This window comes from Rhodococcus sp. AQ5-07, assembly GCF_009707305.1.
GTDB classification, from domain to species: Bacteria; Actinomycetota; Actinomycetes; order Mycobacteriales; family Mycobacteriaceae; genus Rhodococcus_F; species Rhodococcus_F erythropolis.
Genome location: NZ_CP046099.1, coordinates 4,449,408 through 4,468,244 on the forward strand (window position 1 = coordinate 4,449,408; position 18,837 = coordinate 4,468,244).

Genomic DNA, 18,837 nt, shown 5'->3' on the forward strand with positions numbered 1-18,837 from the left:
AGCAGTGCAGAGCGGTCAGAGAAGTGGAGAAATTTCGCCGGTTGGACGTTTGTCCAACAATTTGTCCGAATCGCATATTTCGCGGCTCGCTCTGTGTTCTACTCCTCTCCAGGGTTTGAGCTGGTGGTGAGCAAACGACGAAGACGTATTCGCTTCTCTGTCAGCTCGAGGCCGGTTCCCGGACCCGGCTTCAAGCCGAGAGCTCGATCTTTTCGAGCGCTACTCAAGGAGAATGTGAATGGTGTCGACGTTGATGCGCCGAGGAGTAGGGGTGGCCGCATCCTTGACCGGATGCGTTGCCCTGGTCGTCGGCGGAGCGGGAGTTTCATCCGCCGCTGATGTGAACCTTCCGTTCACGGCATCGTGTCACGGGTGGCAGTTCCCCGGTCCGATCACACACAACGAGACGCGTGATTCCGGCGTCACGATCAGTGCCCCGACCGTGGTTCCGCCGAACTCGACCTTCACCTACCGACTCGCCCCCAAGCCGATGACGGTCCCCAATGACGGCTACGACCTCAGGTCCGTCGTGAACTGGACGCGTCTCAAGTTCGATTTCGACATCCCTGCAGGCACCTCCTACGTGGGGGCGCAGATCGTGGCCGGCACCAGCTCGAATCTGGGTGGGGTCGCCCCGACGATCACGCGGGTGAACGATGCCGGTTCACCCGATCCGAATGGGACGCATCTTCGTATCTCCGGCAACAACATCACGGCGGGCAACGGACCCAACACCGACGACAACGGCGGCGGCGGAATCGAGGTCGGTGGAGGAAAGACGTTCCAGCTCCCGGCAGTCGACGTCACCGTCACGTCAGGGGCTGTGGGAACCCAGATCAAGCCCATGCTCCGCGTTTCCGACACCAACTCCGGTTCCTACGACAGTGCCGCCAACTACCTGACCTTCCTGCAACAGGAGACACTGCTCGGCGGCGTCAAATACTGGCTGACCACCAATTGCTCACCACGCGACAATCGTTCGGCCGGATTGAACGCAGGCGGCCAGCCGCTCGCCGTGATCAATGTCGACTCCAGCCTCGCTCAGACACAGACGCGAATCGACGCACCCGGTAAAGCTGTCGTCGGTGACTCCGTGGAGCTGACGGCAACGGTCACTCCTTGGCCGTCGGGAGGAACAGTGCAGTTCCGTGACGGAGGGGTCGACCTCGGCGCTCCGGTGGCCGTCGTCAACGGCGTCGCGAAGGCCAACCGCACGATGACAACAGCGGGCGACCACAACATCACGGCGTACTACACGGGATCTGCCGGTTTCATGGAATCGATGTCGGGCGCCGTGACGATCAACGTGGTCGAACCGTCCGAGCCCGAGCCTGGCACCGGTAGCCTCGGCAGCCTTGGTACCCCCGGATTCGGGTCGTGAAAACTGTGAACAGAAACCAGGATTCGTCGATGAACTCGAGACTGTTACGCGGCTCTGCGATTGCAACCGTCTCGGTACTGGCCGGCGGGTTGTTCTCCATCGTCGGCGGCGGGACCGCCTCTGCTGCCCCCGAGACCAAGAGCGTGGCCTTCACAACTGCATGCCATGTGCGCGAGATGGACGGTGCGGCAAGTCCGATCACATTCAACGAGACGCTCGGCTCGGGGGTCACCATCACCGCACCGACCACCGCGGCACCAGGTGAGACCGTCACCTACCGCGTGCAGCCGAACGAGATGAAGGCAAACAGCGGCGGCCACGCCAGCCGTGGAGTCGTGCATTGGGCCCGGATCAAGTACGACTTCGACATCCCGTCGGGCGTCGAATTCGTGAGTTCCCAGCTTGTGGCGGACAGTGCGTACGGCCTCGGATCCGACAGTGCCACTCCAACAGTCACACAGATCGACGACGGCGGTAATCCATCGGCATCCGGTACGCACCTGCGTATCTCCGGATCGAATCGGACCATCGGAAACGGTCCGTCCTCCGCGGTTCGATCGAGTGACGGCATCATCGTCGGTGCCAACACCAAGTTCCGACTCCCCGCAGTCGACGTCACAGTCAAAGCCGGTGCGGCTGGTAGCGAGATCAAGCCTTCGCTGCGAGTTTCCGATCCCGGCTCCGCCAACTACGACGACGACCGAAATGCGCTCACATTCGTCCAGCGCGAGAAGGATGTCTTCACAGTCAACTACTGGGAGCGCTACAACTGCTCCCCGCGGGACAACAGGAACTCCGGCCTCAACGCCGGTGGGCAGGCCCTGACCACCATCTACGTCAGCCAACCGACAACCACCACAATCCAGATGCCCGACTCGATCCAAGCCAGCACACCGACAGAGCTTGTCGCAAAGGTGGATCCGGCTCCGGTCAACGGAAACGTGCAGTTCAGGGTGGACGGCGCTGACGTCGGTACACCTGTCACGCCCGGTGCCGACGGCACTGCCCGGCTACCGCATACCTTCTTCACCGCCGGAACCGCGCGGGTCTCCGCAACGTTCCAGGGAGTCAACGGATTCCAGAGTTCCAACTCGACAGAGACGATGGTCACGGTGACTGCCGCACCTGTCGTCAAACAAACCGACACTGCCGTGAACGTTCCTACCGATGCAAAGACGGGCGTATCGGTGTCGCTGAGGGCGCAGGTCACGCCGACCCCCACTGGTGGCACTCTCCAGTTCAAGGATGGCGCTGCAAATATCGGTGCCCCGATCCCGGTGGGCGCTGACGGAAAAGCCACTCTGGAACACGCATTCACCTCGGCCGGATCTCATGCAGTCTCGGCCTACTACTCCGGCGCAACAGGATTCATGCCGTCGATGGCATCAGCCCAAACGGTCACCGTGTCTGATCCCGCGCCGTCCGATGTCACCACCTCGACCTCACTGGCAGCTCCTACGACGGCCAAGCAGAATGTCGCGGCAGAACTTTCCGCAACGGTCAGTCCTAATCCGGGCGGGGGTTCGGTTCAGTTCTTCGACGGTGACCAACCCATCGGACAACCCGTTGTCGTCGGAGTCGATGGTGTGGCGCGACTGACGCACACTTTCGCATCGACGGGCGATCATCCGATCAAGGCGGCATACGCCGGGCGAAGCGGATTCACGCAGTCTGCGTCGGACGAATCCGTCGTAAAGGTTTCTGCTGCGCCTGATGATGGCGGAAACGGCGGCTCGGGCAGCCTCGGTTCGCTGGGCGGTCTCTTCGGTTCCTGATCGCATTTCTCTCGACACTGTTGCCGCTGCACCGATTCGGAGCAGCGGCAACAGCATGTCGCGGCCGTAGTCATAGCACTGATTGATTGATCGATGGAGCACAAGTGTCCAGGAATTCCTTTTCTCGACGGTCGTTTCTCGCCGCCGGGGTCGGCGCGACTGCAGTCGCCGCCGCTTCCCTTCTGCCGCCGTCGCTTCAACGTGCACTGGCGACACCCGCAAACTCCGGCGGGCTCGATTCGATCGAGCATGTAGTCCTCGTCATGCAGGAGAACAGATCTTTCGACCACTACTACGGCGCTCTGAGGGGTGTTCGCGGCTTCGGGGATCCGAATGCGTTGCGTCTACGCAGCGGCCAAAGCGTCTTCGAACAACCCGGACCTACCGGTCCTGTGCTCCCCTTCCCCATCCGCGATTCCGCTGCAGCACAACGCATGGACACCCAGAACGTCACCGGGCTGGATCACAGCTGGGCGGGCGGACATGCCGCACTCGCCGACGGCTGGCACGACGGTTGGATTGCGGCAAAAACCGGTACGACGATGGCGTACTACGACCGGCAAGACATTCCCTTTCATTACGAACTGGCGGACTCGTTCACAATCTGCGACGCCTACCACTGCTCCGTTCCGACGTCGACGAGCCCCAACCGGAACTATTGGGTCTCTGGATACACCGGATACGAGCCACTTTCGCCTAATCCGACCGAGTCGGTCCTGCCTTCGGATCCGCCCGGCCCCGAGGGAAGAGCTGTAACCAATGCGGCCTACAACCCCTGGCACGCCGGCTACGGATGGACGACGGTTCCCGAGCGGTTGCAGTCCGCCGGCATTTCCTGGAAGACCTACCAAGAGTGGGACAACTTCGGAGACAACAACCTCGAATACTTCACTGCCTTCAAGAAAGTGGCGGCAGGGCTGCTTGGTCGGCCAAGCCTGCTCCCCTACGAACTGCAGACCTTGGCCGGGTTCTATCTCGCCCTGCCGTCGATGCCGGCGCCGGTCCAGGACGCAGCGGTACTGGCCCTCGAGAATGCTGCAGACCAACTGTCGCCTGCTGATCGCCAACTCTACGATCGCGCACTGTACCGATCCCGGCCCGGCACACTGGCCGCCGAGTTCAGGAAGGACGTCGAGTCGGGCCGACTGCCGCAAGTCAGTTATCTCGTTCCGTCCGAAGTGGATTCGGAGCACCCATCGGGATCGTCACCTGCGGCGAGCGCAACACTGCTATATCAAGTGCTCGACGCCGTCGCCTCCGATCCCGATCTGTGGGCGAAGACGGCCGTGATCGTCAACTTCGACGAGAACGACGGGTACTTCGACCATGTACCGCCACCTCGACCACCGCGCTCGGTCGAAACCGAATGGGTCGGCAATCAGCCGCTCGGCCTCGGCCCGAGGGTGCCGATGACGATCATCTCGCCGTGGACTGTTGGCGGTTTCGTTTGTTCACAAGTGTTCGACCACACGTCCGTCACGCAATTCCTGGAGAAGCGGTTCGGAATCACGCAGCCGGAAATCGACCCGTGGCGACGCACGGTGAGTGGCGACCTGACGTCGGCGTTCGACTTCGCCAACCCGCGTAGCCGACCGACTTTGGCGCGCCCGCAGCCCACTCCGCCTCTGGAACCGCGGTGGACACCGACCCCACCCGCCGAACAGAGAATGCCCCTGCAGGAAAGCGGCACTCGACCAGCACGGGCCCTTCCCTATCAGCCCGACGCATACACGACGGTGAACCCGGAAACCGGCTCGTTGACGGTCCATCTGGTCAATGCCGGTGCCGCATCAACTCACCTGGCCTTGTACCCGTACGCAGGTGAGTTCGACGAGCCACGGCATTACGACCTCCTGGGCGAGGTCGATGACATCGTTGCGCTCAGTGATCGCGTCTACAGCCTGACCCTGTTGGGTCCCAATGGTTTCAGGCGCGAATTCAGTGGAGCGACAGACAGTGCGGCAGCCTCGCTCGACGTCTCGACAACCATCGACGCAGGGTCGCGCGCGCTTGTACTGACCGCGAACAATTCCGGAAGTCGTGCACTCTCCGTCGACGTCGACGGGGACCGACGGAAGCTCGCTGCCGGCGCACGCGGCCGGTGGGCGGTGGCGTCGGTGGACGGCTGGTATCAGGCCACCGTGACGGTCGACGAAGATCTTGAATTCAAGCGCGTGCTCGTCGGACACATCGAAAACGGGCGTACCAGCGTAAGCCAACCGACGTGAATCGACACCGAGTGATCAAGACCAGACCTGAATCCTCAGTCGGACAAGTCAATCCATCCACACATCCAGGAGGAGTTTCCGTGCGCCGTATCCCGCTCTCAGCATTGATAGTCGCGGGCTCACTGATACTGGGCGGCGGCATTGCCGCGGCTCAGGGCAGCCTGCCCACGTCGGGGAGCGCCGGAGGCACGGACGTGCCGCCGTCGTACCTGACCGACGACGCCGGCCGCTCCTTGATCCTGCGAGGGTTCAACACGGCGTCGAGCGCAAAAAGCGCACCCGACGGCATGCCGAAGTTCACCGAAGCCGACCTCGAGCGCGAACATGCAGACATGGGAACAAATTTCGTGCGGTTCCTGATCTCCTGGCGTTCGGTCGAACCGGAACCAGGACAGTACGACCAGGAGTATCTCGACCGCGTCGAGGACCGGGTCAGCTGGTATGCCGAGCGCGGCTACAAGGTCATGCTCGACATGCATCAAGACGTCTATTCCGGCGCGATCACACCAGAGGGCAACAGCGGCAACGGCGCCGGCAACATCGGCAACGGTGCCCCGGCCTGGGCGACATACATGGACGGCCTTCCGGTCAGCCCTCAAGACCGCTGGGAGCTGTACTACATCCAACCCGGCGTGATGCGCGCATTCGACAACTTCTGGAACACCACCGGCCAACACCCCGAACTGGTCGAGCACTACGCGAACGCATGGCAGGCGGTGGCCGAACGTTTTGCAGGCAATGACACCGTCGTGGCATACGACCTGATGAACGAGCCGTGGGGCGGTTCCCTCCAAGGCCCCGCATTCGAAGGCGGGCCCCTCGCTGCCCTGTATCAGCGAACCACCAACGCCATCAGGGAAGTCGATCAGGACAGCTGGGTGTGCGTGGCCCCGCAGGCCGTCGGTGTCAACCAAGGTGTCCCCAGCGGACTCACGAAGATCAACGACCCGCGAGCCGGCGAACAGCGAATCGCCTACTGCCCACACCTGTACCCACTGCCCCTCGACCTCGGTGACGGATACTCCGGCCTCTCACGCACACTCACCGACGCGACCATCGACACCTGGCGCGACAGCGTCGAACACATCGCCGGAAACGTACTCGGCGGCGTCCCGGTCATTCTCGCCGAATTCGGGCTCGACACAACACTGCCCGGCGCAACCGACTACATCGACCGCGTCTACGCGACCGCCCGAGAACTCGGCGCGGGCGTCTCGTACTGGTCCAGTGATCCGGGGCCTTGGGGCCCGTACCTGCCGGACGGAACACAGACACTCCTCGTCGACACCCTGAACAGGCCGTATCCGCGTGCCGTCGCTGGCACACCCACCGAATGGTCCTCGAGCGTTGACCGCCTTCAGTTGACGTTCACCCCGAACCCCGCGGTGACGGCACCGACCGAGATCTACCTACCCGAGAGCGGCTTTCCCGGCGGCGTCGACGTCGCAGGCGCCGACATCGTGAACTGGAACCCCCAAAGCCGGCTTCTCACAGTGGAAACCGCGGACGACGCGGGCCCCGTCACAGTCACGGTGACGCCGGCAAGCTGATCGCGAGCGTCGAAGTTCCTGGATATTTGTCCAGTTCTTTCGTAACGTACAAGCGACGGGTGATCAGCCGACGGAAGGCGAGTATGTCCACGGAGAAGATGTCTGTCCAAGATCGTGTTGCGCGGGTGGTGCTCGATGTCGTTGGCGCCTTACCGACCGGCGCGCAGCGCATTCTCGGTGGCAAGCCGAAGGAGATCGACGGACAGACTCTGCACCCCGAGATCCAGCTTGCACTGCGATTGCTCTCGGCAGTGGAAGGTACGAGCTTCGAGCATCTTCCGGTCGAAGAGGGACGAGCTCAGATCGACGCCGAATCGCGACTGTTCGGCGGTACGCCCATCGACATCGAAACGGTTCGCGACCTCGAGATCCCGGCCGGAGACCACGCGATTTCCGCTCGGCTGTATCGCCCGGCCGGGGTCTCCACGCCCGCTCCACTTTTGGTGTACTTCCACGGCGGCGGGTTCGTCCTCGGCAGCCTCGAGAGCGGCGACAGTGTGTGCCGCTTCCTGGCCCGCCACGGCGAAGTCAGTGTGCTGTCGGTGGACTACCGGCTGGCACCGGAGTTCCCCTTTCCCGCCGGGATCGACGACGCCGTCGCCGCATTCCGGTACTGCGTCGAACATGCCGCGGAACTGGGCGCCGATCCGAAATCCATTGCAGTGGGCGGAGACAGCGCCGGCGGGAACCTGGCTGCCGTCGTCGCGCAGTCCACGACCGAAGACGACGTCAAACCCGCATTCCAACTGCTCTTCTTTCCCTGGGTGGACCTTTCGTCGAAGCGCCCGTCGCACAAGATGTTCGGCACCGACTTCTTTCTCACCGACGCCCAACTCGACTGGTATGCAGCCCATTACCTGTCGGGCGGCACTTCGGCTCTCGACCCGCGAGTCTCACCGCTGCTCACTCCGGACCTGGCCGGCCTACCGCCCGCGTACGTTGCGATCGCCGGTTTCGACCCACTACGCGACGAGGGCGAAGCGTATGCGAACCGGCTGCGAGAGGCCGGAGTCCCGGTCGCACTGAGGCGTCACAGCGGTTTGATCCATGCCTTCGTCAACACCACCGGCGTCGGCCACACCGGACAAGACGCGATGTTCGAGGCCTGTGGCGCTCTGCGAGTTGGACTTTCGGGCCCGCGCTGAGGGCACGTCAGGAAACGGGGAGTGCCAGATCCGCCCACTCGACCATCGCTTCGAGCACGGAGCGCAGTTCCATCCCCGTCGCGGTGAGTTCGTACTCCACTCGCGGCGGCACCTCGGCGTAAGCAGTCCGGGTCACCAGGTCGAACTCCTCGAAACGTTTGAGCCTGGCCGACAGTGTCCTTGGACTGATGCCGGGCAAAGCGCGTCGTAGTTCCGTGAAGCGCATGGGGCCGTGCGTGAGCTCACGAACGATCAGCGTTGCCCACGGTCCGTCCAGGACCAGCAGGAAGCGCGCGACGCCGCACTCCGGAAGAACGTGACCTGATTCACTCATCGAGTCTCCATTAGTTCACTTGAAGTAACTGGTTCCCGATGTGAACTATAGGCGTCATGACTTACACAGTGCATGGCGCCACCGGCGCACAGGGTTCTCCCGTTCTCGCAGGATTGGTCGCGGCTCTCGCCGGATCGGCAGGGGCCGAAGTCCGAGCAATCACGCGTAACCCTGACCAGACCTTCGAGGGTGCGAACACCGTCGTCGCGGACAATGCGTCAGTCGACTCTCTCGCCGACGCTTATCGCGGGGCGGACGGGGTGTTCTTTCACCTGCCACTCGCCGGAGACACCGAGACGCTAGCTGGTTATGCCCACAATGTTCTCGCTGCAGCGAGAGCGGCGCGCCCTTCGCGGTTCGTGATCTCTACCAGCGGCACGGTGATCGGCGACGCTACTTCGCCGCTTGCCGGTCCCAACACACCCGTTCTCTCCGAGCTCGTCGACGGACTTCGCGCCGAAGGCATCGCGGTGACCGTTCTGACCCCACGTTTGTTCCTCGAGAATCTTCTTCTGCCCACTGTGCTGTCGGGAGTGAAAGACGAAGGCGTCCTGCGTTACCCACTGCGTGCCGATCTCGCGGTCGCATGGAGTTCACATCTCGACGTCGCTGATGCAGCCGTCGCGGCCCTGACTCTCGACGTAGCACCGGACGCGGTCGACATCGGACAGATTCCGGCGATCACCGGTATCGAATTGGCCGAGGCATTCGCCGAACACTTCTCGCGCGCGGTAACTTTCGAAGCCGTGACACCCGATGCCTTCGGTGCATCGATTGCGCCGATCATCGGAACGGGTGCAGCAGCCGGGGTTTCCCAGCTCTACACGGGACTCGAATCTGCCGACAGCGTCGCGTTCGACTCCGCGACGGGTTCTACTGCTGCCTTGGGTATCACTGCCCGCAGCACGCGGGCCTGGCTGGCAGATCTCGGGGTGAACTGACCGGACAACGCAAAAGGCCGGCTCCGCGAAGTATCGCGTGGAGCCGGCCGATTTCCGGGGTTACCGGTGCGTGCGGGTCTTCAACTGGCGGTTCAGCTGCCGACTCCCGAAGTCCAGACCGGCACCGTCACTGGTGGCCAGCACGGTGAGTCCAGCGGCGACCAGCAACGAAATAAGCACAACGCTCATGGTGAGTCACCTTTCTTCCTGTCGTGAAACGGTTTTGCGCCTCCGGGAAATGCCGACATATCCGGCACCCCACTTCAGCTGACCTCAAAGTATCTGTAACTATGGGTTACGCGCAATGTGTGGTCCCTCACCTGAAAGCGCAGGGTGATGCGCAGATCACGCTGCATTCGATGGCGGACTTACCCGGCCAGAACCATGCTCACGAACTCGTCGGCGAGCGCGTGAGCGTCCGCACCGCTGCCAGGAACCACATCTGGCGCACTGTGCACCAATTGCATCTGCCCCAGGTACATCGAATAGGCAAGTACGCCACGATGTTCCGCTTTCTGCCTGTCCATCCCCAGATCGACCAACAACGTCACGATGTAGGCGACTCGACGCTCGGTGACACGTCGAACCGCTGCCGAAACCACAGGATGGTCGATCCCGGCAAGCAGTTCCAACTCCGCACGGCGACCGGCCAGTCCGGTTGTGACCGCGTCGACCAGGCGACGCAACCTCACCTCTGCCGGTTCGCCGGAGGCCTCGACGGAAGAGATCAGTCGCTCGGTTGCCAGAACTTCCCATCGATCGAGCGCAGCCTGCAGCAATTCGTCACGGTTCGCAAAGTGCCAATAGAAGGAACCCTTGGTCGATCCCAGCGTGCGTGCCACCTTCTCCACAGCGACGGCACCTGGCCCGTGGCTGGTCAGAGCCTCGAAAGCAGCATCGATCCATTGATCGCGGGAGAGTCGGGCGCGGGCATTCGTCACCTCCGTACGGTACCGTATGGGTAGTTCCATACGGCACCGTACGGAGGATGAAATGACACTCGCATTCAAGGCAATGCCTGCACCGGACTGGGCAGAAGCCACCACGATCACCATCCCGTCTGTTCCGACCCATACATCCGAGGAGTGGGCGCAGGCCGTCTTCGACGTCAGGAATGTCCCCGCACCAGTCCTCGCGATGTTCTGGCTCAGGGAGCGGGTAGTCGGACTGCTCGGCATCGCCAAGGGACGCCCGGACACCTTTACCGTCGACAAGATCGCCGACGGCGAGGCCCTCATCGAGGCGGACGAGAAACACCTACGATTCGTCGCCTCGGTTCAGGCCGACAACGACGCCGGTCTCCTGCACGTCGTCACTGCCGTGGAGCTGAAGAACCGCGCGGGCCGAATCTACTTCGCACCAGTTCAGGTACTGCACGGCGTGATCACCCGGGCAATGATGACGTCTGCTCGAAAGAGACTGTGCACGTGATCAACCGTCCGGACCGCCCTTGAGTTCGAGGCTGATCTGATCGGCGTCCAGCGCGGCCAGTGCCGATCCGAGCATCCGTGCGTCGAACAGGCCGTCGTCCCGCGCGTCGAGTAGCGCTTGGCGCTGCGCGTCGATCACGTCGAGCCGGGTCTTCTTCCTCGACTGCCCCTCGGGTGGAACGAAACTCGCAGAAGCATCCTCGAGTAGAGCGAGCAAACGTCGATGTTCGTCGAGTTCGGAATCGGTGAGGTCCTGCGCTGCCGGACCGACCGCCACTACGACGCGCTTCAACGTCCCACCCTGAAGGATCAACGAGCCGGCTGCGACCAGGAACGCCACCAAGATCAGAAGCGATCGACTCGGAGTGTCTTCCGGAAGAGTCTGCGCGGCAGCCAGAGTGACCGCTCCGCGCATACCGGCCCAGATGACGATCGTCCCTTCACGCCATCCCAACGGCGCGGCAAGGTAGTAATCGATATCGGCAACCGTCCGCCGCACCCGGATCTTGAACCGTTCCATCTGATTCGCCGAAGGCGCCCGGCGCCTGCTACGCCGCCCTTCGTCCGGTGGGTAATCCTCCGGATTGTCGAGACGATTCGCGATGTCGGAGAGTCTGGGTTTCATGCGTTCGCGAAAGTTTGCCCGCGCTTGGAGTGCTCGCAGTAGCGGCGCGACGTACAGAGCCCGAACCAAGATCGTGAGGAACAGTGCACCCGCAGCGACGAAGAATGCGGTGGGTATTCCCTCGTGGTCGACCCGGACATCGTCGACTATCGACGAGAGTTCGAGGCCCATCACCAGAAAGATCGCACCTTCGAGGACCAGTTCGACTGTGCGCCAGTTCTGGGAGTCCGACAACCGGTGACGCGGCGAAAGCTTCCGAGGAGCGTCGTAGCCGGTGACGAGCCCAGCCACGACGGCAGCAACCAACCCCGATGCACCCAACTCTTCGGCGGGGATCGCGGCCAGAAACGGCACCGTGAACGAGATGACCGTGTTGACCGTCGAGTCGGTGACACGGGCACGAACCATCAGGTTGACCTTGCCGACGACAACACCGATGACCGCGGCCACGACGACGGCAAAAGCGAACTTGCCCAACACACTCCACAGCGATACCGACGCGGCCGCTCCGGCGATGGCAGTACGCAACAGGACCAGAGCGGTAGCGTCGTTGAGCAGGCTTTCGCCTTCGAGGATCGACACCACCCGCGGCGAGACCGGGAGTTTCTTGACGATGGACGTCGCGACGGCATCCGTCGGGCTCACAATCGCGCCGAGTGCAATGCCCCACCAGATGCCGAGTCCTGGTATCACCCAGGAGAAGAACACACCCAGAACAAGCGCACTCACCACGACGAGGAGAACTGAGAGCCCACCGATAGCACCGAATTCACGCCGAAACTCCATCGACGGCATCGAGACCGAAGCTGAGTACAGCAGCGGCGGAAGCACACCCGCGAGAATCCATTCCGGATCGATGTCCACTGCTGGGACAAAGGGGAGGAGGCTGACAACGATCCCGGCCATCACCAGAATCAGCGGCGCCGCGACTCCGATCCGCGCCCCCAGCGTCGAGGCGGCGACGATTCCGAGTAGTCCCAGCACAACGATGATCAGAGCATCCACAGTTCCCCCGCACTCCGGCTTGTGTACCCCGCTCTTTTTACACCTGTGCCGGCGCCGGGGGCGAGACCCGCCACGCGACGGCGATCAGAAGAACCGTGAATGCCGAAGCAGGCCACAGAGCGTGAAGGCCGATCCACCGATGAACGAGCGCACCGACTACCGCGCCCGCGATCAACCCCGCGCACATCCCGAAGTGCTGCAGCCACGCCCACTTCGGGCCGCCCAGAAAGGCTCCGGTGAGACGCTGGCCCATCTTGACCAGCGCACCGGTCATGTACGTGACACCGATCGTCACCTCACCGTCGCGTTGGAACACCGAGTTGACGGCTCCCATCGCCAGGGCCATCGCCGAGATCGCGCCTGGGGTGACGTCGAGGCCGCTCATCACCGAACCGATGGCCAGCAGTCCAGCCACAACCGCAAGCACTGTGACCTTGCGGGTCCGGACGGAGTACCGCTCCGTGAAGTGGGTGACGACGGTTCCCAGCGCGATTCCCAGGAGGAAGAGCACGATGATGCCGCCTGCCACCCGCGCGGTCGACCACACCCCGTCGGCAAATGCGACGCTCGCCTGCGTCATGTTGCCGCTCATGAACGAAACGAAAGGCCCACCGAGCGTGATGAATCCGAGCGCGTCGACGTAGCCGGCCAACCCGGCGAGCGCTGTCGCCAGGCCGATCAGCGACCTGCTGTATCCCGTCACCCGACGAGCTCGGTTCAGCTCAGCTTGCTGGTGCGCAGCTCGTGGCCCTTGGACGTCTTGCACCGGCCGGTCTCGAGATCCCACTGCCAGCCGTGCAAATCGCAGGTGAGGTTGGTGCCGTCGACGACACCGAACTTCGACAGGTCAGCCTTGAGGTGGGGGCAACGACGCTGAATCTCGTAGCCACCCAACTCGATAGACGCGCTGTCGTCGTGCGCCTCGGCGAACCAGCCGTCGGCGTATGCGATGCGCTCGTCGGTGAGGCACTTGAAGAACGTGTAGAGGAACTCGTTGTACCCACCGATGCGCCACGCCGTGAAGCGTGTCGACAGGAAAATGGTGTTGACCCAGTCTGGCTCGTCGTCACGCAGAACGGTGCGAACCAGTTCGGGAGCAATGCGGAAGCCGTAGCGGTACTTACCTTCTCCGTCGATGGGCTCGCGAACGATCCGCTTCGGGAAGTCGAGGACGACCGTCTCCTCTCCCATCACGAGTCCGACGGGGTAGCCGATTCCGTCGCAGATCAGATCGGACTGCGCCATGATCGGCTCGAACTTGGCCTTCAGACCGTCGAGCAGCGGCTCGCCTTCGGCCGGAGCCCACGTAGCCTTCTGCGCGGCGATGACCGGTGCCATCTTCTGCGCCATCTTCTCGATGTACTCGGCCTTGTTCGAGAAGATCTTGTCGACGTCCGCGTCCGGGATGGGATGCGTCAGGGCAACCTTCTCGCTTCCGCGAAGTTCGACGGTCGAGCCGGGGATCATCAGCAGACCACGATCGTTGCCGTTGATGCGCATCTGCTCGAGGAACGTGATCTGGTCGGGGAAGATGTTTCCCTCGTCGCCGTGATCGTCGTTGAGGTAACGCAGGTCGTCGTCGAGGAAGACCGGCGGGCCGGCCGACGGGACAACCCAGGCAGCGTCGACCTGGGAGATGTAGTTGCGGCAGCGGTCCATGCCGCGCTGACGCTTCTGCTTGCCGAAGTTGCGCTTGGTGCCCTTCGGGATGTCGTAGACCATCGGGTACCAGATCGCGCCCGAGTACTGCAGCAGATGGATGTCGACCTTCCCGAAGGCGTCGGTCAGCGGGTCGAGGTCGACGGGCCTGGCGTCGTTCATGTTGAAACAGGTGGTCTCCCCGTCCGAGACGACCAGGCCTGAGTCACCGATCGGACCGTCCGCGGGAGCGCGCAAAGCGATGATCATGATGTCGAGATCGCCCTTGGGACCGCTGACGGTGTGCTTGACGGAGTCTTCCGTCTCGAAGAACTTGTGGAAGCCGAGCTTCTCGAGCTCACGCTTGAGGTCCGGCACCGGGTAATCGGGGAGCAGGACGGTGGCGTCCTTGTTGACGTGCGCGATCAGGTTCTTCGGATCGAAGTGGTCCTTGTGCAGGTGCGAGACGTAGAGGTAGTCGCAATTGCCCAGCGCGTCCCAGTCCAGCTCGGTGTTGTCGGGGAACGGCACCCAAGACGCGAAATACGTCGGGGTCACCCATGGATCACACAGGATGGATCCGGCCTCGGTCTGGATGTGAAATCCTGCGTGGCCGACGCTGGTGATCTGCATTGCAACCTCCGAAATCGTACTGCTGGTGCACCCAGCATAGTCGGCGCCATCAGGGCCAAATCGCGATCGAGGAGGCGGCCGGTTGTGACGTCATGCACGTCAAAGGTCGAAAGTGGGTTGTGATTCAGGCGGGCCGGTGACGCCGACAACACTCTGCGCGCTGGCGTGTTCGCCGTATTTCTTGGCGCTCATGGGAGCTGTTTCGCCATTCCCGAAGGCAGCCCCTAAGGCTAACCTAACAAATATGACTCGACTTCTTTCTCCCTCCACGACCGATCGCGACTACTGGGCGATCGTGGACAACCTGACGCGGCGCGGTTTCTTCGGCGTCGGCGCGGGCGTCGCTGCAGCCGCGTTTCTCGCCGCCTGCAGCAGCACGGAAAGTTCGACGCCCGATAACGCGGAGACCTTCGAGTTCACACGCGGCGACGAGAAGCTGATCATTCCGACGGACCCCCAGAACGTCGTTGCCCTCGATCCACGCGACGGCCTCGAATTGTCGATCCTTGCGGGGTACCCGGTAACCGCCTACCCGACCGGCGCCGCCGAACACCTTCGCCGCGAGGTCCCGGATGCCACCGGTGTCGAGATTTTCGCCGAAGGTGCTTCGGATCCCAACTTCGAATACATCTCGACCCTCGGCGCGGACCTTCTCGTCCTCAGCGCCGGCTGGTGGGACACCGGGTCGTACGGCAACGACCGGATGCAGCAGATTGCACCGGTACTGCCCGTCGGCAAGGACTTCACCCCGGAGTGGCGCAAAGTCATGTCGGACTTCCTCACCGGCATCGGGCGCAGCGATCGCGCCGAAGAAGTACTCGCCGAGTACGACGCCCATATAGCTCAGGTCCGCCCGACCGTCGAACCGCTGATGGCCGGCAAGAAGGTTGCCTTCGTTGCCGCCGCCGAGGATCAGATCGCGTGGTTCCAGAACGATTTCCGCACCGCCGTCGCCGAGGACCTCGGGTTCGAGGTGCTCCGTGAAGGCCCCGACCTTCGCGTGATGCTCGGGTCGGAGCAGTTCAACCGTCTCGAAGAAGCCGACGTCATCTTCGCCTTGGATCGCAGCGCCTCCGGCAGCGTGTACACCTCGCCGACGTGGCAGCGCCTGCCCGCCGCACAGGCCGGTCGCGTGATTCCGTTCGACTACTACAAGGCCGCGGGATACGCATTGACCGCCAAGGTCCTGGTCGACGACTTGGCGGCCGGGGTCAAGCGCTAGAACTACCTTTTCAGCAGAGTGCGGATCGCCTCGACCACTTCGGCAGGCGCCTCTTCTGCCATGAAGTGACCTGCGGACAGCGTGCGGTGCTCGAGATCGGGCGCCCACGCTTTCCACAGGGCCTCGGCGTCGTAACCGAGCATCGAACCCCAGTCCTGCTGAATGACCGTGACCGGCATGTGCAGTTGGTTACCCGCATCGCGATCGGCCCGATCGTGTTCGATGTCGATGCCTGCCGACGCCCGGTAATCGGCAACGATCGACGGCACCGCCTCCCGTGAGGCGCGCAGGTATTCCGCCCGCACGTCTACCGGAATCGCTTCGCGGTTCTGCGTCCACACGTCGAGAAAGTGCTCGAAGAACACGTCGGCGCTGGCGCTGATCATCTGCTCGGGAAGACCAGGTGGCTGAGCCATGAGATAGAGATGGAACGCCACAGCAGCATTCGATCCGTGCAGGATGTCCCACATATCCAAGGTCGGGAGCACGTCCAGCGAACCGAGCTGTGTGATCACATCCGGGTGGTCCAGCCCAGCTCTGACGGCAACCAGCGCACCACGATCGTGGCCGACGAGGGCGAACTTCTCGTGTCCCAGCTTCTTCGCCACCTCGACAATGTCGGCAGCCATTGTTCTTTTGGAGTAGGTGTCCGGGTTTTCCTCGACCGGTTTGTCGCTGGCTCCATATCCGCGGAGATCCGGGCAGATGACGGTGTGATCCGACGCCAACGCAGTGGCGACGTGACGCCACATGAGGTGCGTCTGGGGGAAACCGTGAAGAAGGACGAGTGGTGTTCCGTTTCCGCCGACCGCGACGTTGAGCCGCACCCCGTCTGTTGGGGAAATCTGCTGATAGTCGAAGCCTGGAATGGTGATCGTCATCGGTCGCTCTCGTTTGTCGGGGTGATGCCAAAAGTTCGGGTGATGGCAATCAGCCTCGCCGTGGTCGATGAGCATTCGATGAGCGCGATAACGTGGGGAAATGCGAGACCACACATTTTTTGGAGTTCTCGGACCCGTGGTCGCGTGGAACAATTCGTCAGGGTTGATCGATCTGAAGGGCCCGCGACACCGAGCGGTTCTCGCTCGTCTGATCATTGCCCGAGGACGTGTTATTCCGGTGGACGTGATTGTCGACGACTTCTGGGGCGATCCTCCGGCCGGGGCTACCAGTGCAATACGTACGTTCGTTTCCGCACTGAGGCGCGCGCTCGAACCGGATCGTGCCCCGCGAACGAAGCCGAAAGTCATTGTCACCGAAGGCCCTGGCTACGCCTTTCGTGCTGCACCCGACGCGGTCGACGCTTGGGAATTCGAAAGACTGGTACGTGAAGCCGCCGATTCGACGCCGGCGCAATCACTCGAACTGCTCCGAACCGCGCTCCAACTGTGGAGAGGGCCTGCCTACGCGGAGTTCGCCGAAGAACCGTGGGCTCGATCGGAGCGGTCACGCCTCGAGGAACTGCGTCTGACTGCCGTCGAACGCTTCGCATCCGCGCAACTCGATCTCGGGCGAACTGCCGAAGCGATTCCCGATCTGGACGCCCACGTCACGGAACACCCTTGGCGCGAGGACGGTTGGCGACTACTCGCTCTCGCGCTGTACCGGTCCAACCGTCAAGGCGATGCTCTGGCAGTCCTACGTCGCGCACGCGAGCTACTCGCCGAAGAGTTGGGCATCGACCCCGGGCCACGACTGACCGACCTCGAGTCCGACATTCTCCGCCGCGAAAACCACCTGGATCCTGTAGCGGCAGAACAGATCTTCACTCAGGTTTCGGCAGCGTACGACCGGACCGTAGCGGCAGGATCGAAATCGAGATTGGAGTCAACCGTCGGCCTCCTCCGAAGTTTGGCAGTTACGGGCGGAAGCGGACTCGAGACTGCCCGAAACCAACGACTGACAATCATCGGTGCCGCTGAACAATTGGACGATGTCGAACTCACCGCACGGATCATCGGCAACTACGACGTGCCCGGAATCTGGACACGATCCGACGACCCTCGGCAGGCTGCGCAGATCGTCGCGGCCGCTCAGCGCACCCTCGATCGACTTCCGGTCGGCAACGAACCCGCTCGGGCCAGACTGTTGGCGACAATTGCACTCGAATCGCGCGGACTGTCCGGTCATCGTGGGCTCGAATGTGCCCGCGCTGCAGTGCAGATCAGTCGCGCTCTCGACGATCCAGGTCTCCTGGCTTTCACTCTGAACGGATTGTTCATGCAGACGTTCTGGAGTACCGGTCTGGCCTCCGAGCGCGACGGCATCGGCCGTGAACTGGTCGACCTCTCCGCTCGACACGGACTGTCCACCTTCGAGATTCTCGGCCATCTGATCCGTATGCAAACCCTCAGTGCCCTGGGGCAATTCGACGCAGCCGAGCTACACGCCGAGACAGTTGATCGATTGGCCGGACGTCACGAACGGCCGTTGGCAGCGGTGTTCACCACCTGGTTTCGCGCTATGCGAACGGCCACCACCGGCGCAGAAGCGGCGCACTGCGAGAAGCTGTACGAAGCTGCGGCGGTGAACCTTTCCGGTTCCGGCATGCCGGGTCTCGAGGACGGCATACTCCCTCTCGCAATTCTCGCCCTCCGCGTGTGGCGGGGACTGCCGGCAATTTTCGACCCGGCTACGCAGTGGGGCCCGTACGAACCCTGGGCCCGGCCACACCTGCTCATCGCACAGGGGCAGGCGAACGAAGCAGCGAAGGCCGTCGAGGCATTGCCGGACCCGCCCAAAGACCTACTCTCCGAGGCACTGTGGTGCCTGACTGCCGCGGCGGCCACTGCAGTCGGCGACAGTCGAGTCAAGGAGCGTGCTCGAGCGGCGCTCTTACCTGCCGCCGCCGAAATTGCCGGCGCCGGAAGCGGAATGCTCACTGCGGGACCCGTCTCGCACTATCTCGCCACACTGCACTAGACCGAAAC

Annotated in this window: 16 protein-coding genes; 9 read left to right on the plus strand and 7 right to left on the minus strand. The window is 62.8% G+C overall.

From position 1 onward, the window contains the following. Positions 1 to 238 precede the first annotated feature (238 nt). The 5 genes from GJB56_RS20760 (at position 239) to GJB56_RS20780 (ending at position 8,079) form a co-directional block, all read left to right on the plus strand. Positions 239 to 1,381: an Ig-like domain-containing protein gene (locus GJB56_RS20760; protein ID WP_020909591.1), complete on the plus strand. Its 1,143-nt coding sequence runs from the start codon at positions 239 to 241 to the stop codon at positions 1,379 to 1,381. 29 nt (positions 1,382 to 1,410) lie between these two features. Continuing rightward, on the plus strand, positions 1,411 to 3,156 hold the full coding sequence (locus GJB56_RS20765) for an Ig-like domain-containing protein (RefSeq protein ID WP_230091029.1): 1,746 nt from the start codon (positions 1,411 to 1,413) through the stop codon (positions 3,154 to 3,156). A 104-nt stretch (positions 3,157 to 3,260) separates the two neighbouring features. Beyond that, positions 3,261 to 5,384 carry a phosphocholine-specific phospholipase C gene (locus tag GJB56_RS20770; RefSeq protein ID WP_113682770.1) on the plus strand — a complete coding sequence of 708 codons (2,124 nt, stop codon included), beginning with the start codon at positions 3,261 to 3,263 and terminating at the stop codon, positions 5,382 to 5,384. An 80-nt stretch (positions 5,385 to 5,464) separates the two neighbouring features. After that, positions 5,465 to 6,934, plus strand: coding sequence for a cellulase family glycosylhydrolase (locus tag GJB56_RS20775; protein ID WP_113682895.1), 1,470 nt, complete (start codon positions 5,465 to 5,467; stop codon positions 6,932 to 6,934). Between the two features lie 83 nt (positions 6,935 to 7,017). Then, positions 7,018 to 8,079 carry an alpha/beta hydrolase gene (locus GJB56_RS20780; RefSeq protein ID WP_113682896.1) on the plus strand — a complete coding sequence of 354 codons (1,062 nt, stop codon included), beginning with the start codon at positions 7,018 to 7,020 and terminating at the stop codon, positions 8,077 to 8,079. A 7-nt stretch (positions 8,080 to 8,086) separates the two neighbouring features. On the opposite strand, the gene GJB56_RS20785 is transcribed toward GJB56_RS20780, so the two are convergent. After that, positions 8,087 to 8,413 (minus strand): winged helix-turn-helix transcriptional regulator, encoded by a 327-nt coding sequence (locus GJB56_RS20785; protein ID WP_019745900.1) that lies wholly within the window; start codon positions 8,411 to 8,413, stop codon positions 8,087 to 8,089. A 56-nt stretch (positions 8,414 to 8,469) separates the two neighbouring features. Here GJB56_RS20785 and GJB56_RS20790 point away from each other — a divergent pair, with 56 nt between their 5' ends. After that, on the plus strand, positions 8,470 to 9,354 hold the full coding sequence (locus GJB56_RS20790; protein ID WP_113682771.1) for an SDR family oxidoreductase: 885 nt from the start codon (positions 8,470 to 8,472) through the stop codon (positions 9,352 to 9,354). A 60-nt stretch (positions 9,355 to 9,414) separates the two neighbouring features. On the opposite strand, the gene GJB56_RS31930 is transcribed toward GJB56_RS20790, so the two are convergent. Continuing rightward, positions 9,415 to 9,543: a hypothetical protein gene (locus tag GJB56_RS31930; RefSeq protein WP_003943237.1), complete on the minus strand. Its 129-nt coding sequence runs from the start codon at positions 9,541 to 9,543 to the stop codon at positions 9,415 to 9,417. A gap of 179 nt (positions 9,544 to 9,722) precedes the next feature. After that, a complete protein-coding gene (locus tag GJB56_RS20795; protein ID WP_021333326.1) occupies positions 9,723 to 10,295 on the minus strand; it encodes a TetR/AcrR family transcriptional regulator in 573 nt (190 codons plus the stop codon). 52 nt (positions 10,296 to 10,347) lie between these two features. On the opposite strand from GJB56_RS20795, the gene GJB56_RS20800 reads away from it, so the two are divergent. Beyond that, positions 10,348 to 10,785, plus strand: coding sequence for a DUF2867 domain-containing protein (locus tag GJB56_RS20800; RefSeq protein WP_019745903.1), 438 nt, complete (start codon positions 10,348 to 10,350; stop codon positions 10,783 to 10,785). Here GJB56_RS20800 and GJB56_RS20805 read toward each other — a convergent pair whose 3' ends face one another. Genes GJB56_RS20805 through GJB56_RS20815 form a run of 3 tightly spaced genes read right to left on the minus strand, consistent with a single transcriptional unit; the run spans position 10,786 to position 14,685 of the window. Then, the gene (locus GJB56_RS20805) at positions 10,786 to 12,414 is read right to left on the minus strand and encodes a cation:proton antiporter (RefSeq protein ID WP_113682772.1); all 1,629 of its coding nucleotides are present in this window, start codon (positions 12,412 to 12,414) and stop codon (positions 10,786 to 10,788) included. Between the two features lie 37 nt (positions 12,415 to 12,451). Then, a complete protein-coding gene (locus GJB56_RS20810; protein WP_113682773.1) occupies positions 12,452 to 13,117 on the minus strand; it encodes a YoaK family protein in 666 nt (221 codons plus the stop codon). A gap of 14 nt (positions 13,118 to 13,131) precedes the next feature. Next, on the minus strand, positions 13,132 to 14,685 hold the full coding sequence (locus GJB56_RS20815; protein WP_021345977.1) for an MBL fold metallo-hydrolase: 1,554 nt from the start codon (positions 14,683 to 14,685) through the stop codon (positions 13,132 to 13,134). Between the two features lie 244 nt (positions 14,686 to 14,929). On the opposite strand from GJB56_RS20815, the gene GJB56_RS20820 reads away from it, so the two are divergent. Next, complete coding sequence (locus GJB56_RS20820) at positions 14,930 to 15,907, plus strand: ABC transporter substrate-binding protein (RefSeq protein ID WP_080910273.1); 978 nt, start codon at positions 14,930 to 14,932, stop codon at positions 15,905 to 15,907. A 2-nt stretch (positions 15,908 to 15,909) separates the two neighbouring features. Here the strand turns inward: GJB56_RS20820 and GJB56_RS20825 are convergent, their stop codons facing one another. Continuing rightward, entirely contained in the window at positions 15,910 to 16,788 is an 879-nt protein-coding gene (locus GJB56_RS20825; protein WP_113682897.1) for an alpha/beta fold hydrolase, read from the minus strand. 100 nt (positions 16,789 to 16,888) lie between these two features. On the opposite strand from GJB56_RS20825, the gene GJB56_RS20830 reads away from it, so the two are divergent. After that, positions 16,889 to 18,829 (plus strand): BTAD domain-containing putative transcriptional regulator, encoded by a 1,941-nt coding sequence (locus GJB56_RS20830; protein ID WP_113682774.1) that lies wholly within the window; start codon positions 16,889 to 16,891, stop codon positions 18,827 to 18,829. The last annotated feature ends 8 nt before the right edge of the window (positions 18,830 to 18,837 follow it).